Origin of the sequence: Blastomonas aquatica, assembly GCF_014639875.1 — a bacterium.
Lineage (GTDB): Bacteria > Pseudomonadota > Alphaproteobacteria > Sphingomonadales > Sphingomonadaceae > Blastomonas > Blastomonas aquatica.
Genome location: NZ_BMGD01000002.1, coordinates 736,612 through 754,149 on the forward strand (window position 1 = coordinate 736,612; position 17,538 = coordinate 754,149).

At 62.9% G+C, this 17,538-nt stretch carries 11 protein-coding genes; 5 read left to right on the forward strand and 6 right to left on the reverse strand.

The annotated features are described in order from the left end of the window. Complete coding sequence (locus IEW00_RS07635) at positions 1 to 1,806, reverse strand: DUF885 domain-containing protein (RefSeq protein ID WP_188513760.1); 1,806 nt, start codon at positions 1,804 to 1,806, stop codon at positions 1 to 3. A gap of 283 nt (positions 1,807 to 2,089) precedes the next feature. On the opposite strand from IEW00_RS07635, the gene IEW00_RS07640 reads away from it, so the two are divergent. The 5 genes from IEW00_RS07640 (at position 2,090) to IEW00_RS07660 (ending at position 9,791) form a co-directional block, all read left to right on the forward strand. Further along, positions 2,090 to 3,391 carry an amidohydrolase family protein gene (locus IEW00_RS07640; RefSeq protein WP_188513761.1) on the forward strand — a complete coding sequence of 434 codons (1,302 nt, stop codon included), beginning with the start codon at positions 2,090 to 2,092 and terminating at the stop codon, positions 3,389 to 3,391. Positions 3,392 to 3,414: 23 nt separating this feature from the next. Then, positions 3,415 to 4,674, forward strand: coding sequence for an amidohydrolase family protein (locus IEW00_RS07645; RefSeq protein WP_188513762.1), 1,260 nt, complete (start codon positions 3,415 to 3,417; stop codon positions 4,672 to 4,674). 370 nt (positions 4,675 to 5,044) lie between these two features. Next, positions 5,045 to 5,530: a Cif family virulence factor gene (locus IEW00_RS07650; protein WP_188513763.1), complete on the forward strand. Its 486-nt coding sequence runs from the start codon at positions 5,045 to 5,047 to the stop codon at positions 5,528 to 5,530. Between the two features lie 80 nt (positions 5,531 to 5,610). Continuing rightward, complete coding sequence (locus tag IEW00_RS07655; protein WP_188513764.1) at positions 5,611 to 7,893, forward strand: TonB-dependent receptor; 2,283 nt, start codon at positions 5,611 to 5,613, stop codon at positions 7,891 to 7,893. Positions 7,894 to 7,976: 83 nt separating this feature from the next. Beyond that, positions 7,977 to 9,791 carry a DUF885 domain-containing protein gene (locus IEW00_RS07660; RefSeq protein WP_188513765.1) on the forward strand — a complete coding sequence of 605 codons (1,815 nt, stop codon included), beginning with the start codon at positions 7,977 to 7,979 and terminating at the stop codon, positions 9,789 to 9,791. A gap of 4 nt (positions 9,792 to 9,795) precedes the next feature. Here IEW00_RS07660 and IEW00_RS07665 read toward each other — a convergent pair whose 3' ends face one another. From IEW00_RS07665 to IEW00_RS07685, 5 genes are all read right to left on the reverse strand, one after another. Continuing rightward, complete coding sequence (locus tag IEW00_RS07665) at positions 9,796 to 11,538, reverse strand: N-acyl-D-amino-acid deacylase family protein (RefSeq protein WP_188513766.1); 1,743 nt, start codon at positions 11,536 to 11,538, stop codon at positions 9,796 to 9,798. Positions 11,539 to 11,684: 146 nt separating this feature from the next. Next, on the reverse strand, positions 11,685 to 12,521 hold the full coding sequence (gene rsmA, locus IEW00_RS07670) for a 16S rRNA (adenine(1518)-N(6)/adenine(1519)-N(6))-dimethyltransferase RsmA (protein WP_188513767.1): 837 nt from the start codon (positions 12,519 to 12,521) through the stop codon (positions 11,685 to 11,687). Further along, on the reverse strand, positions 12,521 to 13,516 hold the full coding sequence (gene pdxA / locus IEW00_RS07675; protein WP_188513768.1) for a 4-hydroxythreonine-4-phosphate dehydrogenase PdxA: 996 nt from the start codon (positions 13,514 to 13,516) through the stop codon (positions 12,521 to 12,523). The genes rsmA and pdxA overlap by 1 nt, the downstream gene beginning before the upstream one ends. 25 nt (positions 13,517 to 13,541) lie before the next feature. Beyond that, positions 13,542 to 14,921: a peptidylprolyl isomerase gene (locus IEW00_RS07680; RefSeq protein ID WP_188513769.1), complete on the reverse strand. Its 1,380-nt coding sequence runs from the start codon at positions 14,919 to 14,921 to the stop codon at positions 13,542 to 13,544. Between the two features lie 84 nt (positions 14,922 to 15,005). Continuing rightward, a complete protein-coding gene (locus tag IEW00_RS07685; protein WP_229736875.1) occupies positions 15,006 to 17,315 on the reverse strand; it encodes an LPS-assembly protein LptD in 2,310 nt (769 codons plus the stop codon). Between the last annotated feature and the right edge of the window lie 223 nt (positions 17,316 to 17,538).

Consider the following 17,538-nt stretch of genomic DNA (forward strand, 5'->3'; position numbering starts at 1 on the left):
TCACGCCCTGCCGCCGCCAGCGTCGATCCAGCTGCGGATTTTCGCATCGAGGACGTCCATCGGCAGCGCCCCTGTCGAGAGCACCTGGTCATGATAGTCGCGCACATCGAACCGCGGCCCCAGCGCCTTTTCGGCGGCATTGCGCAGCTCGCGGAACTTGAGCTCGCCGATCTTGTATGCGCACGCCTGGCCCGGATAGGCGATATAGCGATCGATCTCGACGACGACATCGCGCGGCGCCATCGAGGTGTTGTCGAGCATATAGTCGATCGCCTGCTGGCGTTCCCAGCGCTTGGCGTGGAGCCCGGTATCGACAACCAGCCGCACCGCGCGGAGCATCTCCATATCGAGATGCCCGAACAGCTGCATAGGATCGGTGAACATGCCGAGTTCGGTGCCCAGCGATTCGGCGTACAGCCCCCAGCCTTCGGAGTAGGCCGTGGCCTGGCCGTGGCGCAGCAGCGGAGGCAAGGCGTCGTTCTCGATCGCGAGCGTCAGCTGGAAATGATGGCCTGGAATGCCCTCGTGCAGCGTCAATGTCTCGAGCGTCGGGATCGGGCGGGTGCCCAGCATCGACATGTTGAAGAACAGGATGCCCGGCGATACGCCATCGGGCGGCCCGACCCGGTAATATCCCGTACCGCGCTGGTCGCCGAGCGCGGGCAGGGGGCGGACCTCAAAAGGCGCCTTGGGTCGGCTATGGAACAGCCGCGGGATCGCGGGCCAGATCCTGGCCTCGATCGCCTCGAACCGGGCAATCAGCTCTTCGGGGGTCTTGCAGTAATAGCGCGGATCGGTGCGAACATGCTCGAAGAACGCCTTGAGATCCCCATCGAACCCGACCTTGCTGCGCACCGCTTCCATCTCGGCGCGAATCCGTGCGACTTCGGACAGGCCCAGGCGGTGGATGTCGTCAGCCGAGCGGGTGGTAGTGGTGTGCCGCGCGAGATTCCACGCATACAGCGCATCGCCATCCTTCATCGCCCAAAGGCCGGGCGCTTCGGGCGCATCGGCCAGATAGGTGTCGCGCAGATAGGTCGCCCAGCCGCGATAGGCGGGATAGACCTTGTCCTCGATGATGGAGCGGAACGCGGCGGTGATCCGCTCGCGTTCCTGTGGTGCAAACGATGCCGGTATCCGCTTGATCCCGGCCCAGAACGGGCTTCCCTCAGTCGGCAGCTTCAGCATCGCATCGACCTGCGCCAGCACATTGGCGACGATTACCCGCGGCTGGAGATAGCCTTGTGCGCGGCCTTCCTTCAGGCGGCTGACGGTGCTGTCCATATAGCCGACAAAGCCGTCGATCCGTGCCAGTGCGGCGTCATAATCTTGAGGCGTCGCAAATGGCGCTGCCCCGCTCGACAGGAAGTCGGGGAACTCGATGTGCAATCCGAACGAGGGATTGAGCGGTGCCATGCGCTGGACATCGAACAGTCCGGTATCGAACAGGGAGAGCGTCTGGCGCGTCTGGTAATCGAAAACGTCATAGGCAATCCGGTCGGCGGCGGGCAGCGCATCGCGGTTGATCGTTCCAAGCTCGGCCAACGCAGTGGCCTTGTTGGCGCGCAGTGCGGTTGCATAGGCGTCGCCCAGCGGATCGACGAACAGAGCGCCGCCGGTCTGGCCATTGCGTGCTGCGCGCAGCGGGTTGAGTGCGGCATCGGCAGCCTCGCTGCGTTCGAGCAAGGCCCGCAACGCTTGTGAAGCCGACGCTCCCTGCGCGAGGGCCGGCAGCGGGGTCAGCGCGCTTGCCGCCATCATCCCGATCACCGATCGCCGGGATAACTGGAAAGATGGATTTTGCATGGCGTTGGTCCCCGTATTGCTTTTCGCTTGTTGCCGATCGTGTCGCACAACCGCAATAATGCAACCCGAAGTGGTGGCTACACCGAAATGCCGGCAAATCAGCCAAACCCTCGGCAACTCCGCGATTTTCCGCATTTTTGTTGCTTTTCGCGAGTGGTTTCGGCGGCAATGTTGCGTTTTGCGCAACGAATTTGCGCGATGGTGTTCATTGTTTTCCGTGGCCGTTGCCTCAGGCTTGGCCGCAGCAATTTTGGAGGGCACACAGATGAAACGATCGCACACAATGGCCACGCTCGCTGCGATAATCGGGGTCGTCGCCACCCCGATCGCAGCGCAATCCCAGCCGGTTCCCGCCCAGCCAGCGCAACCCCCGATGACCGCGCTGGTCGGCGGATCGGTGGTCGATGTCGACAGCGGCGCGTCGATCCGCGACGCGGTCGTGCTGGTCCAGGGTGAGCGGATCGTGAAGGTCGGGCCCGCTGCGTCGATCGAGGTGCCTGCTGCGGCCAAGGTCGTCCGGATGGATGGCAAATGGCTCGTCCCGGGCCTGATGAACATGCACGTCCATTTCGGGTTGAAGCTGCCCGGCGCAGAGGGCGCCGAACTGATCAACGAGAAGGATGGCGAGCAGTCGCTGCGCATGGCGGCCAACGCCCGCCGGACGCTTCTGGCGGGGGTGACCACAGTACGGCTGACCGCAGAGGATCGCGGGCTCGACTTCATGCTCAAACGCGCGATCGGCAAGGGCCAGGCGATCGGACCGCGGATCGAGACCGCAGGCGAATTGATCGTGCCGACCGGCGGCCACGGCTCGCTCGAGGCCGATGGTCCTGCAGAGCTCAGCAAGGCGGCGCGGACCCAGATCAAGGGCGGCGCAAGCTGGATCAAGATCGCGATCTCGGGCGGCATTTCGGACACGCATGGCGATATTTCCGCCGCACCGATGACCGATTCGGAGCTTTCTACGATCATCGAGGTTGCGCACCGCAACGGGGTAAAGGTCACCGCGCACAATGGTTCGTCCGAGGCGGCGCTGCAGGCGCTCAAGTTCGGAGTCGACTGTTTCGAACACGGCTATCACCTCAACGATCAGGTCCTCACCGAGATGAAGAAGCAGGGCACCTGGCTGGTTCCGACCATCGTGGTCAGCCAGCCTGGCGCGTATGAATTCTATCGCAAGATCGGATCGCCCGAGTGGTATCTCGAGCGGGTGGCCTCGACCGGCAAGGACCACTGGGCGGTGCTGCAAAAGGCAATCCGCATGGGGGTCAATGTCGCTTTGGGCACCGATCAGTTTCCGTTCGAGCCCAATGGTGGAACGACCGCGACGGTCGCAGAGGCCGAGCTTTACCAGAAGGCCGGGATGACCCATCTGCAGGCGTTGCAGGCCGCGACGATCAAGCCGGCAGCAATGCTGGGCATCGACAAGACCGTCGGACGGATCGCGGTGGGCCAGTATGCCGACATTGTGGCAGTGGCTGCCGATCCGACCAAGGATATCTCGGCGCTGCGGACGCTTGATTTCGTGATGAAGGGCGGGGTGATCTACCGCAACGACACCGCACCCGAAACGATCGTCCAATGACGCGCACCTCCAGGAGTTCTGCCATGAAACATGCCCTGCTCGTTCTGGCTACTGCCTGCGCGTTGCCGCCTGCACCTGCGCTGGCCGAAACGGTCGCGCTGGTTGGCGGCAACGTCGTCGATCTGGACGGGAAGGCACCGCTCCGCGACGCGGTCGTGCTGATCGAAGATGAGCGCATCCAGGCAATTGGCAGCCGCGCCAGCACGCCGGTGCCGCCCGATGCCAAAGTGATCGCGATGGATGGCAAGTGGCTGATTCCCGGCCTGATGAACATGCATGTCCATCTGGCGCTCAACCTGCCCGGCGCATCGCGGATCTATAACGAGACGCCAGACTCGATGGTGCTGCGTTCGCTCGACAATGCGCAGAAGTCGCTGAAGTCCGGGGTGACGACGATCCGGCTGACCGGCTCGGATGCCGGGGTCGATTTCACGCTCAAGCGCGCGATCGACGCAGGCCTGTTCGATGGTCCGCGCATCCACACCGCGGGGTCTTCGATCGTCGCCACCGGTGGCCATGGCAAGACCGAGGTCAATGGTGCTGCCGAATTCTCACGCGCGGTGCGCGAGCAGGTGAAGGCGGGTGCGACCTGGATCAAGCTCGGCATTTCGGGGGGCATTTCGGACACGCATGGCGACATCGGGGCATCGCCGTTCACTGATGCCGAGCTCACCACCGCGATCGAGGTAGCGCATCGCAACGGGGTCAAGGTCACCGGCCACTCAGGCTCGCCGATCGCGTCCGATGCGGCAATCGATGCGGGAATCGACGCGTTCGAGCACGGCTATTTCCTCACCCCTCAGGTGCTCAAGAAAATGAAGCTCAAGGGCGTGTGGTTCATTCCGACGATCGTCGTCAGCCAGAGCGGGGCGAAGGAATTCTACCGCAAGATCGGCTCGCCTCCCTGGTATCTTCACCGGGTGGATTCGGTCGGCAAGGCGCATATCCAGGCGCTGCGCGATGCGATCTCCAACGGGGTGAGCATTGCGCTGGGCACCGACCAGTACCCGTATGAGCCCAATGAGGGCACGACCGCGACCGTCCGCGAGGCGGAGATCTATGTCGATGCGGGAATGACGCCTGCGCAAGCACTGCGCTCTGCCACGATCGAACCGGCGCGGATGCTCGGGGTCGATAACGAAGTCGGCGTGCTCAAGCCTGGCTATTACGCCGACATCGTCGCGCTCGATGCCGATCCGATCGCCGACATCGCCGCGCTGCGCACGATCGGTTTCGTGATGAAGGGCGGCAAGGTGATCCGCGACGACCGTATTCAGCCCTGATCCGCGACTCGGATCAGCGCCTGTACGGTCTGTGTCGCGCAATGACGCCTTGGTCGGGCTGGGTAAATGATCGCTCTGACAACGCTCCTGGCCCAGCGCTGGGCACCGCGCCTGCCGGGTAGCGTTTCACACCGCACTGATAACGGATTGATAGAACACGAAAGATGGCCTGCGTGTTGCCGCGCGCGACGGTGATCGCGTGCAATTCAATCACCAATGGCCGGTGCACCTGACCTCGCTAGTTTGCGCTGGGCGCAATGAACGCGGATTTACAATGTTGTTGAAACAACAGTTCAACTGACGGACACTTTGGGCAACGGCGAGGTGCAACAACCGCCGATCAAGCAACATAATGACAGGGAGCCTCACAATGAAAAAAACGCTGCTCATCGCATCCGTCCTCGCCGCCTTCACGCTTTCCGCGCCGGCCACCGCGCAGGAAAAGCCGGCAAACGACGTCGTCTCGAAGATGTTCACCTGGTGGAACCAGGCATTCAAGACGCCCGGCGCCTATACTCCGGAAAACTTCTCCAAGTTCTTCACGCCCGATGCGACGCTGGTGCTTGAAGGCCGCACGGTGATCAACGGTGTCGACCAGTGGGCGACCCATTTCCAGAAGATCCAGTCGGGCGGCGGCGATGTCGAGATCGTCGTCCCGTTCAAGGACGTCTTCGAAGTGGGCGACCGGGTCTACACCTATCACGTCATCCGCTCGCGGCGTGACGGCCAGCTCGGCTGCTCGCTGGCAGCAGGTCATGCCGAACTGAAAGGCGGCAAGATCGCATCGATCGTTCTCGTCCGGCACACGCTCGAAGCAGGCAAAGACCCGCTCGACGCGCAATGCTGGACAGACTGACGCCCTAAAACGGCGACTTTGGAGAGGTTTGGATCACTGGAACCGGCGGACATCACCGCCGGTGAAGAGGGGGTTTTGATATGAAAAACAGCATCAATCACAAGCGCAGCATCGGCCGGTTTTCGATCAGCGTTGCTGGAGCGGCAATTATCGCAGGCTTGGCAGCGATGCCTGCCTATGCGCAGGAAGCGGAAAATTCTGTCGGTGCAAACGACATCGTCGTGACCGCACAGCGCCGCGAGCAGAGCCTGCAGGATGTGCCGATCGCGATCACTGCGGTTAGCGCCGAGACGATCAAGAACCAAAACATCCAGAGCGTCGAAGACTATTTCGCGCTGACGCCCAATGTAAGCTTCCAGTCGAATGGTTCGCGTGACCGCAAGGACCTTGCGATCCGCGGTATCTCTAACCAGCTCAACCCGTATGCCGACGTGCGCCAGTCGAGCTATGCCTTTTATGTCGACGAATTCAACGTCGCAGCTGGCACAAGCAACCCGCAAATCGTCGACCTTGAGCGGATCGAGATCCTGCGCGGTCCGCAGGGGACGTACTTCGGTCGCAACGCGGTCGGCGGTGCGATCAACGTGATCACAAAAAAGCCTGTCGATACCTTCGAGGGTGAAGTCGAGATCGGCTATAGCAGCTTTGACACCAAGCGCGCGCAGGGCGTGATCAACGTTCCCATCGTGCCTGGCGTACTGGCGCTGCGCGCGTCGGGCCAGATCGAAAAGTCGGATGGCAACATCCGCAACATCAACGCGATCGGTGGCGGCAACGACAGCGAATATTACACAGGGCGTGTCCAGGTGCGGTTCACCCCGATCGATGCGCTGACCTGGGATTTCATCTACAATTACTCGGATGAAGAGGTGGGTATGCGCAACGGTGTGCCGACCGGGTTCGTCACCCGCACCTGGGCATCGGTATATTATGGGCGGCCCGCAGGATTGATCGGCGACCCCGACGGCGTCGGCTTCTTTCCGCAGAACAACAGCCGCGTGAACTTCAACCGTGACCAGCGCGTCGGCAGCAAGTTCGAATATTTCAGCAGCCGTGCGGTCTGGGACTTCGGACCTGTCGAGCTGACAGCGGTCGGCGGCCATCTGGTCTCCGATGTCTTCAACTTCGGCGATGTCGATGGTGGCAGCCGCGATTTCTTCTACGAAGACCTCAAGCTGCGGCGCAAATCGACCAGCGGTGAAATCCGGCTGCAATCGACGGGGACCCAGTTCCTCGATTGGAGCTTCGGAACGTCACTGGGCAAGGATACCGGGGTCAGCGACCAATCGACGTTCCATGGTGCTGATAGCCCGCTTTGCCCCGCCGCCTTGGCGGGCAACTGCAACGGCCTTGAGGTCACCGGCGCCGATGGCGACAGTTCGAGCCGCTATTTTGCGATCTTCGCGCAGGGCACGCTCAACTTTTCCGAACAGTTCTCCGCAACCGCAGGCCTGCGCTATTCGTGGGAGAAGGTCACCAATGTCTCGCAGGCCCGCTCGAACACGGTGATCACCGGCAACAATGATCGCGTCGCCGACTTTGAGGATATCTCACCCAAGGTGACCCTGACGTATAAGCCGAACACCGACCTCATGGTCTTTGCAACCGCCTCGCGTGGGTTCAAGTCGGGTGGCACGCAGACCACCAACAGCGCGGCGCTGAGCAACGAATTCCAGCCTGAAACCTTGTGGAACTATGAACTGGGGGCGAAGTTCAACCTGTTCGACAACCGCCTGAGGGTCGATATCACCGGCTTTTATATGGATTGGAAGGATGTCCAGCAGACGATCCGTTTCCAGTTCATCGATCCGGTCACCGGATTGCTGCGCGGTGTCAGCGGCATCGACAACGCGGCCTCGGCGGAAAGCTATGGTGTCGAAGCCAGCTTTGATGCGCGGCTGACCGACAACTGGAACCTGAGCGGGAACGTCGGCTTCAACAAATCGAAGTACAATGATTATCCCAGCGCGCTGATCGATGGGGTCGTCATCGATATTTCGGGCGAAGAACTGACCAATGCGCCCCAATGGACGCTGGGTGCACAGACCCAGTACACAGTGCCGATCAGCGATCGCTTCGAAGCGTTTGCCCGCGCCGAATGGACCTTCCGTTCCTCGATGATCTCGAACCCATATTACTATCTCTACAAGGACGTGGCGGGTGAGCCGTTCGAAAGTCCGAGCTATCACAACGTCAATTTGCGCCTCGGGATCGAGGACGAGAACATCCGCGCGGTGGTGTTCGTCGAGAACCTGTTCAAGGAGGACTTCTACGCCAACGCCTATGAAAAGGCGTTCTACAGCGGCGTTCAGGTCGAGCCATCGTTCCGGGTGTTCGGGGCGAGCCTGGGCTACAAGTTCTGACACGAAATTGGGGACGGCTCTGGTCGCGGCCGTCCCCATACCGTATTCAGCGACGCAGATGAAAAGCGTAACGGAGCAACAACATGATCGATCGCCGGAGCTTCATGGGAGTGGCTGCGGCAGGCGGTCTGTCGGGCCTCGTGCCCCATGCGCTGCTGGCGCAGGGGATGAGCGCCGATAGCGCGCTGGCAGCGCTGCTGCAGCGGCACGTCGAGGCGTATCTGCGCCGTTCGCCCGAAGAGGCAACGGGCGAGAACTACGATACCGGCGCCAATGCCGCGCTGCGTGGCCGACTCGATGACAGGTCGATGGCAGCGCGTGCCACCGATCGTGCCGCAATCCAGGCCGCGCTCGCCAATCTCGACAGCATCGATGTCGCAGCATTGTCGCCCCGCGCGAAGCTGGACTACGGCGTAGCACGCTATGTCTATGATACGCTGGCGGACATGCTCGGGCGCTATGGCTATGTCGACGGCAATCTGCGCCCCAGCCCCTATGTCGTGAGCCAGATGAACGGCGCTTATTACTGGTTGCCCGATTTTATCGGGAGCCGTCATCCGATCGAGACCGAGGCCGATGTCGAGGCCTGGTTGCAGCGGCTTTCGGCGTTTGCGGTCGCGCTCGATCAGGAAAGCGAGCGGATCCGTCATGATGCAGGGATCGGTGTGATCCCGCCCGATTTCGTGCTTGTCCGCACCATCACGCAGATCAAGGGGCTGCGTGATGGCGACCCGGCCCAATCCGGGATGATCGCTCCTGCGCTGCGGCGGATCCGTCAAAAGGGTCTGGGCGATGTTAGCGACCGCGCCCTGGCCATTTTCCGCGACGAAATCCAGCCTGCGCTCAGCCGCCAGATCGCCGCGCTCGAAGCCCTGGCACCGCAGGCCGACGACCGCGCGGGCGTCTGGAAGCTCCCCGATGGCGAGGCCTATTATACCGCAGCGGTGCGCGCGAACACCACGGTCGATACCTCGCCTGCCGAACTCCATCGCATCGGGCTGGAGCAATGCCGCGCGATCACTGCGGAGATCGATGGTTTGCTGCGGGCGCAAGGCCTGACCCAGGGCAGCGTGATGGCGCGGGTTGCAGCGCTGAACAGCGATGCCCGGTTCCGTGTGTTCCCCGATGACGCCGGGCGCGACAAGCTGCTTGCGCTTGCCCGGCAGCAACTGGCGAAGGTGACCGCGCTGCTTCCGGGGGGCTTCAATACCACCACCGTCGATCCGATCGTCGTGCGGCGAATATCGCCTGCGATCGAGGCAGGTGCACCAGGTGCATTCTATTCCGGCGGTGGCCCGGGCGAACCCGGGGTCTACTCGCTCAACCTCAAGAATCCTGCCGAGCATGTCACCTGGCGAATGCCCACGCTCAGCCACCATGAAGGTATTCCCGGGCACCATTATCAGGCCAGTGCGCTCTCGCATGCCCCGGCGCTGCCCTTGTTCCGTCGGATCGTGCGCTTCTCTGCGTATACCGAGGGCTGGGCGCTTTATGCAGAGCAGGTCGCCGACGAACTGGGTGTCTATCAGGACGATCCCTTCGGCCGGATCGGCTATCTGCAGTCCAGCCTGTTCCGCGCAGCGCGGATCGTCGTCGATACCGGACTGCACCACCATCGCTGGACCAAGGCGCAGGCTGTGGCTTGGATGGTCGAGAACGCCGGCGAGCAGCCCGAGTCGACCGATCGCGAGGTCACGCGTTATGCGGTCTATCCTGGCCAGGCGTGCAGCTTCAAGGTTGGCGCCAACGCAATCGTTGCCGCGCGCGAGAGCGCCCGCGCCGCACACGGCAGCAAGTTCGATGTCCGCGCCTTCCATGATCTGGTGCTGCAATCAGGACCGATGCCGATGACGGTCCTGAATGCAGCGGTGCGCGACTGGAGCCCGCCTGCCGGCTGATCGGTTATTCCGCAGCGACCCTGTGTTCGACATTTTGCGGGCCGCGGATCAGCCCGCCGGGCCGCGCCTGCGTCACTTCGCCGTGCCGGAAGGTGACCTCGCCTGACTTAATCGTCGCGACATAGCCCTCGGCGGTCTGCAACAGGCGCTTGCCACCTGCGGGCAGATCGAACGCCAGCCAGGGCCGGCTGAGCCGCAGCTTGTCGAAATCGATGATGTTCAGATCTGCAAGATAGCCCGGCTTGAGCACACCGCGATCGTTGAGGCCATACAGCCGCGCGGTATCATGGCACTGGCGTTTGACCGCCAGCTCGACCGGAATCGTGCCTGCCTTGCGGTCGCGCGCCCAGTAGCTCAGCAGGAATGTCGGCGCTGCCGCATCGCAGATCGTCCCGCAATGCGCGCCGCCATCCGAGAGCGAGACCACGGTGTCGTCGCGCTCGAGCAGACCCTTGATGAAATCAAGGTTGCCGTCCTGGTAATTGAGGATGGGCAGATAGATGAAGCCGTTGCCATCATCCGCCATCAGCGCGTCATACGCGTATTCGGCGCCGTCGCGGCCCGCGGCATCGGCCATCAGCGCGATGCTCTCGTTGCGGGTCGGCTCGTAGGTGAAATCGTCGTGCATCGCGAACTGCAACGCGAAGCCCGAGGTCACCAGCATGAACAACGCGGCGATATCGGGCGAGGGCGGCGGCAGGTTGTCTTCGCTCAGCAACTGCGCCTTGAATGCGGGGTCGCGGAGCCTGGCGAGCTGCTCGTCCCATGGCAGTTCCGCAATCGCGCGCCAGCTGGGGCGCTGGACGAACGGATGCACCGTGCCGCGCCAGTTCATCACCACCCCGGTACCGCGCAGCGAGATCTGCGCAACGACGTTGCCGCCGGTGCGGTTGGCCTCCTCGCACGCGGCCATCTGCTCGGTCCAGGTCATCTGCTTCATCGGCGATTGCAGCATCGCAAAGGTCACCGGCAGTCCGGTTTCCTTCGACAAAGCGGTCATCCAGTCGAACTCGTTCCACTCGGGGACAAGATCGGACGCCATTTCGAACACGCCATAGCCGACATTGCCCATCGCACGGCCGATGCCGATCAGTTCCTTTGCGGTGGCGGTTGTACCCGGGACGAGCTCGCCATCGATCGACTTGTGCAGCACGGTGCGTGACGACGAGAAGCCCAAGGCTCCTGCGCGCAGGCCCTCCTCGACGATCCGCGACATCGCGGCGATATCGGCATCGGTCGGCTCTTCGTTGCGTGCGCCGCGTTCGCCCATCACATAGGCGCGCACCGCGCCATGCGGCACATGGGTTCCGATATCGATGGTGCGCGGCAGCTTCTCGAGTGAGTCGAGATATTCGGGGAAGCTTTCCCAGTCCCAGGTCATGCCCTCTGCCAGCGCGGTGCCGGGGATGTCCTCGACACCTTCCATCAGGCCGATCAGCCACTGGTGCTTGTCAGGCGCAGCGGGCGCAAAGCCGACCCCGCAATTGCCCATGACGACGGTGGTCACGCCATGCCAGGCCGATGGTGCCATGACGTCATCCCACGTCGCCTGGCCGTCATAATGCGTGTGGATGTCGACGAAACCGGGGGTGACGATATGCCCGCTGGCGTCGATCTCTTCGCGCGCGCTACCGCTGACCGTGCCCACCGCCGCGATGGTATCGCCGCTGATCGCGATATCGCCAGTGAACGGTGCGCCGCCCAGCCCATCATAAATGGTGCCGCCGCGAATAATCAGATCGTACATGCTTCAAGCTCCTCGTCCGGTCCGCCGCGCCCAGGTCTGGTGCCAGGCTGCCTGCGGGTTTGAGGGATGCTAACGCACACGCCGGGAAAGGGAAGGGGATTGTGAGGGAATTGCGGGCGAGAGGGACGTTGTGCAGCTAACGCGCCCTAACCCGCCTCTATCGCCCTCGCCACTCGAACGAAATCCACCACACTCAGCGTTTCGGCCCGGCGCGAGGCATCGATCGCTTCCGCCTCAAGAGCCGCCAGCGCGCCCGCCAACCCCTTGAGGCTCTGACGCAACATCTTGCGGCGCTGGCCGAATGCCGCAGCGGTCAACGCCTCGAGCCGCGCGGGTGCAACGCCCTCGGGCATAGGGGCAGGGGTAAGGTGGACGATCGCCGACATCACCTTGGGCGGCGGGGTAAACGCGCTGCGGTGGACCTTCATCGCCAGCCGGGCATGGCAGCGCCACTGGCTCAGGATCGCCAGCCGGCCATAGGCATCGGCATTGGTGTCCGCGACGATGCGCTCGGCAACCTCGCGCTGGAACATCAGCGTCAAAGACAGCCATTGCGGCGGCCAGGTCTTGCCCCCCAGCCAGCCGATGAACAATGCGGTGCCGACATTATAGGGCAGGTTGGAGACAATATGGCACGGCCCCGGCATCACCTGCGCGAGCGGCAGTTCGAGCGCGTCGCCCTCGATCACCGTGAGCTGTCCGGGGAAGGCATCTGACAGCTCGGCCAAAGCTGGCAGGCAGCGACGGTCACGCTCGATCGCGGTGACGTTGGCGCCTGCGCGCAGCAACGCACGGGTCAGGCCGCCGGGGCCGGGACCGATTTCGAGGACATCTGCGCCCTCGAGATCGCCTGGAACCGCAGCGATCCGGTCGAGCAGCTGTTCGTCGAGCAGGAAGTTCTGGCCCAGCGCCTTGCTGGCCGCCAGGCCATGTCGGGCGATCACCTCACGCAGCGGAGGCACGGCGGTGACGGGAGTACGCATCAGCCTTCGTGGGTCTGGCGGTGCTGCCACGCTGCGCCCGCCATCTGGATCGCGGCGATCATCGAACTGGGACTGGCCAGGTTCTTGCCTGCGATGTCGAATGCGGTGCCATGGTCGGGCGATGTCCGCACGATCGGCAGTCCCAGGGTCATGTTGACAGCGTCATCGAAATGCAGCGCCTTCACAGGGATCAGCGCCTGGTCGTGATACTGGCACAAGGCGACATCATAACGCGCGCGGGCCGCCGCGTGGAACATCGTATCGGCAGGCAGCGGGCCTGCAACGTCAAACCCTTCGGCGCGCAAAATCTCGATCGCCGGGATGATGATCTCGGTCTCTTCACTGCCCATGCTGCCCTGTTCACCGGCATGCGGATTGAGCCCGGCGATGGCGAGGCGGGGGCGCTCGATCCCGAAATTGCGCGCCATGCCCTTGGCGGCGGCACGTGCGCGGTTGACGATGAGTTCGATCGACAGCGCGGCGGGGACCTGCGCAATGCCGATGTGCACCGTGATCGGCACGACACGCAGGCCAGGTCCAGCGAGCAGCATCGCGACATTCTGCCGGTCGACACCACAGGCCTCGGCGATGAATTCGGTCTGGCCCGGAAAGTTGAAGCCCACCTTCTGCAGCTGAATCTTGGCGATCGGGCCGGTGACGATGGCCCGCACAGTGCCGGCCCGTGCCAGACCGACGCCCATTTCCAACGCCTGAAGCGCGCAGCGCGCACCATCCAGATCAGGCGCACCCGGGGTAACGTTTCCGCTGTCGATCACCGGGAGAATGGGCAACGCGGTGGCAAACTGGCTCAGCGCATCCAATGGCGTTTCGATGACCGTAACGGGTCCGTCCCAGACGCTGGCAAAGGCGCGCGGGTCACCAATCGCGAAGAAAGGCTGCAATCCTTCGGCTTTGCGCGCCTGCCAGCTTTTCCCGATGATCTCGGGGCCGATCCCGGCAGGGTCACCGGAGGATATGGCCAGCAAACCGCTCACGCGCGGACGAAGTCCATTGTCCGCATCAGTTATACTCGATCACCGCATCCCGTCGAAGATCGCGCAGATAGATCTGCGCCCGGCGGTTGACCTTTTCTTCCTCCATGTTCGCCATCAGCTGCTCGGGGCTGGGGCCGCCCTCTGCCTGTGCATCGTCCCGGCCACACAGCACCAGCACGCGCACGCCATCTGCAACCGAGCCGAAAGGCTGGGTCGCCTCGCCGATCGAGAGCGCAATCAGCGTATCCTGCAGTGGTGCAGGCAAATCGCGCACCGCGACCTGATCGTTGTTGGTCACGGTTGCACCAAGCCGCGCAGCAACTTCATCAGCCGATCCGCAGCCCTTGATGGCGCGGGTGGCCGTGGCGAATTCGGAAGCCCGCCGGGTCGCTTCGGACTCGGTGGTGCCAGCAGGGAAGGCGATCGACAATTGCTTGAGGCCCAGCAGTGCATCGCGTGGATTGGCGGTCAGGATCTGGCGCTTGTCGATCATGTACATCAGCGAGAAACCGCCCGGTATCTCGATTGGTCCTGCCAGCTGGCCAACCTGCATGTCGCGAGCGACAACGCCCAGTGCCGGCGGAAGCTGCCCGAGCTGAAGCCAGCCCAGATCACCGCCCACAGCGGCGGTCGATGCTTCGGAGAACTGGCGGGCATAAGCAACGAACGAACCACCCTGCTGCAGCTGCTCGACGATCCGCTGTGCGTTCTGCGCGACTTCAGCCTTGTTCTGAGAATTGGCTGAAAGATAGATTTCGCCAATGCGGAACTCTTCGGTGCCCTTGGACGCCTTCAGCCGTTCGATGACCTCTTTCACTTCCTCTTCGGACACGTTGATGAACGGCGTCACGTTGCGACCAAGCAGGCGCTGCCAGGCGAGCTCGCCGCGAATCTGGCGTTTGAGCGAGCGCGACGACGAACCGATGCTATCGAGATATTTGTCGAGTGCTGCGGTATCCCGGCGGAAGTTCTGCGCGGCGACCTGGGTGTAGGTCCGCTCGACCTGAGCTTCGTCGACCGAGATGTCGTTCGCTGCAGCTTCCTGGATCTGCAGTGTCTCATCGATCAGGTTACGCAGCACCTGCAAACGCAAACGGCCGCGTTCCTCATCGGAGACAGGCGCCTCGTTGGCAGCCAAAATCAACGCGACACGCTGGTCTATATCGGTTCCGGTGATGATCTCGCTGTTGACGATCGCAGTGGCGCGGCGGACGTTGGGGTCCTGCTTGCCAAAGATGGTCAGGCCCTCGGGCACGTTGAGCGAGGTCTCCGGCATTGCAGCGTCATCGCCCACGGTCTGGGCAAGCGCGGGCATGGATAGCCCCGCAATCAGCGACAGCAGAAGCGTCTTTTTCGCCAGCTGACGGGTACGGATCGCGATGGTGTTCAATGCGTGCAAACTCATATCTTCCTGGTTGTGGAAAAGCGATCCTTTGCCCTTCGCCGCGTTAACCGGGGATGAGCGCGGTGGTGGATATCGCCTTTGGGATCAAAAGCCAAGGTTGCGCAAGGCCACCCGCAACAGAAAGGTATTGCCGCGCTGGGCATCGCCCACAGGAATAAAGTCGCGGCGCCACGTCAGCCCCAGTTCAAGGCAGTCGTCCTCATAGGCGACACCCAATCGGGTACGAATCGGCTCGAACCCGTCGGACTGCAGCCTGGGGTCTTCCTTGGCATTGCTCAGATCGACAACGCCTGCCCCGAACACCGACCAATAGCGCGCGACACGGACGCGCCCTGCCACGCGCAACTCCTCTCGGTCCTGCAGATCCTCGACCTCAGGGCCGATGTCGCGGTTGAGCCTGAGATATCCTACCTGCACATAGGTCTGGCGGCCCCCAAGCGTGATGTCGACCTCGTTGCGGCGCACCGCCAGGTTGTCCTTGTCCAGCCGGAATCGGTGGGTGTAACGGATGAAGTTGCGCAGCTTGAGGTCGACGCGGCCGACGACATCGGATGTGCGGTTGCCAAGGCCTGTGCCTGCGGGCAAGAAATCGCGTTGGTCATCGAAGCGATAGCTCTGGCCGACAACCGCGTTCAGCTGCATCCCGGGGCGCTGGAGCGACCATTCGACGCCATAGACGACGCGCACGCCCTCTTCGACCCGATCATAGCCGGGCAGGCGGTTGAGCGCGAACAGGTTGCTGTCTTCAAGCTCGATCGCGCGCGAATCCTCATTCGGCAGTGCCAGATTACCCGTGGTCGGTGTGCCGACCACCTGGACGCGCGGGCTGATCACCTGGGTGCCGCCAAAGGCTTCTCCCACGAATGGCCAGCGCACATCGGCAGCAACCGATCCGCTGGCGCGCGCCTGCAGGCCGGACTCGCCGCGATAGATCAGCGTGTTGGTCAGCGCATTTTCGCTGCTGTTGTAGACATCGCCGCGCGCCAGAGCGGTCAGCGTGAACTCCTGCCCCATCCCGGTCAGGCGGCGCATGTCCCAGCGGGCCTGTGCAAATGCGCGCTGGGTGTCCTGCCCGGCGGTGCGGGTGATGGCGAGCGTGTTGACCTGGAACTCGACCTTGCCGCCAGCGATGCTGTCGGGCAGCCGCAGCCGCCAGTCGACTACGGGCAGCGCAATCGGCACCTGGCCCTGCGGATCGTTGACGCGCAGCGTCTGCGTCGCCCATCCGGCGAGTGAGAAATAGCTGTTGGGGCCGATCCGTTCGGCCTCGATGGTCGAGCGCAACCGGTCTTCGCGGGTGATATCATAGCGGCGCAGGAAGGTGCGGTCGGTCGCGACCCTCAACGATCCGCTGACGGTCCATGCCTCGGTCAGCTGAAAGCGTCCGACGGCGTCGAGATAGCCGCGAAAATCGTCCTGGCTATCGGCGCCGATGCCACCTGCGCTCACCGGGATACGCGAACTTGCGGTTGCATAGCCGGTGATCTGATAAGCTCCGCGATCGGTCAGCGCGCGATAGTTGGCGCTCACCATTGGCAGCACCTGGGTGAAAACCGATCCGGTTACGGTCAGGTCGCGATTGGGAGCGATGTTGAAATAATACGGCACGCTCAGCTGCATGCCGTTGGCTCGGCTCAAACGGATATCGGGCAAGAGCAGCCCACCGCCGCTACCTTCGCCGACGGGGTGGCTGAGGCCGGGCATCGGGATCACCGGAAGCCCGAACAGCTCGAGCCGCGCGCCATCATAGCGCACCCGCTTGTCGGCGGGATTGTAGACCACCTTGATCGCGCGGAGCTGCCAGCTTGGATTTTTGGGCCTGCCGGTCGTGGTTTCGACGAGACACGCCGAATAGGCAGCGTTTTCCAGCGTGATCACGCCATCATCACGGGTGCCGCGGGTGGCAACCATGCGGCCACCGGCATCGAGCACCACCAGGATGTTCTCGATGACGCCATCGCGGATCGTCTCGGTCAGTTCGATCGAATCGCCGTAAAGCTTGTTGCCTTCCTCATCGATGATCTGGACGGCGCCATTGGCGCGAACCTCGCCAGACTTGCGGTCCCAGGTGACGCTATCAGCTACCAGGGATTGTTCCGCGCGGACCAGCAGAACATTGCCAGTCGCAGTTACCACATCGGCGTTGCTGTCATAATCGAGCTGGTCGGCGGTGAACTCGATGACCGGATCGGTTTGCGCCGCCTCGCCGTTGGCACCCTGCGCGCCATTTTGGACATCAGCATACTGCACGATGTCCTTGCGATTGAAGGTCAGGTTCTCACCCAGCAGGTAGCTGGTGCGCGTACACACCGCCTGATCAGCCGCGAGGGCAGGGGCCGTGTTGGCCGCCAGCAATGCTGTTCCCAGCAGGAGATATGCTCTATTAACGCGCAAGCCATTTATCCATTGATCTGTCCGGTGGGGCTTGCGGGCAAGAATCACCGGTCGCCCCCGCGTCAGATCCGGCGCTATCGCACTCCGAACGGCCAACTGCAAACCGCTTTCGATGGCTCGCGCGACGCTGCGGCAAATGCTGGCAAACACGGTTGAGCTGTCCTATCGCTTGCATGTGTGGCCCCAGCACCGATATGTCGGGCCAAGCCAATTCGCGCCGTAA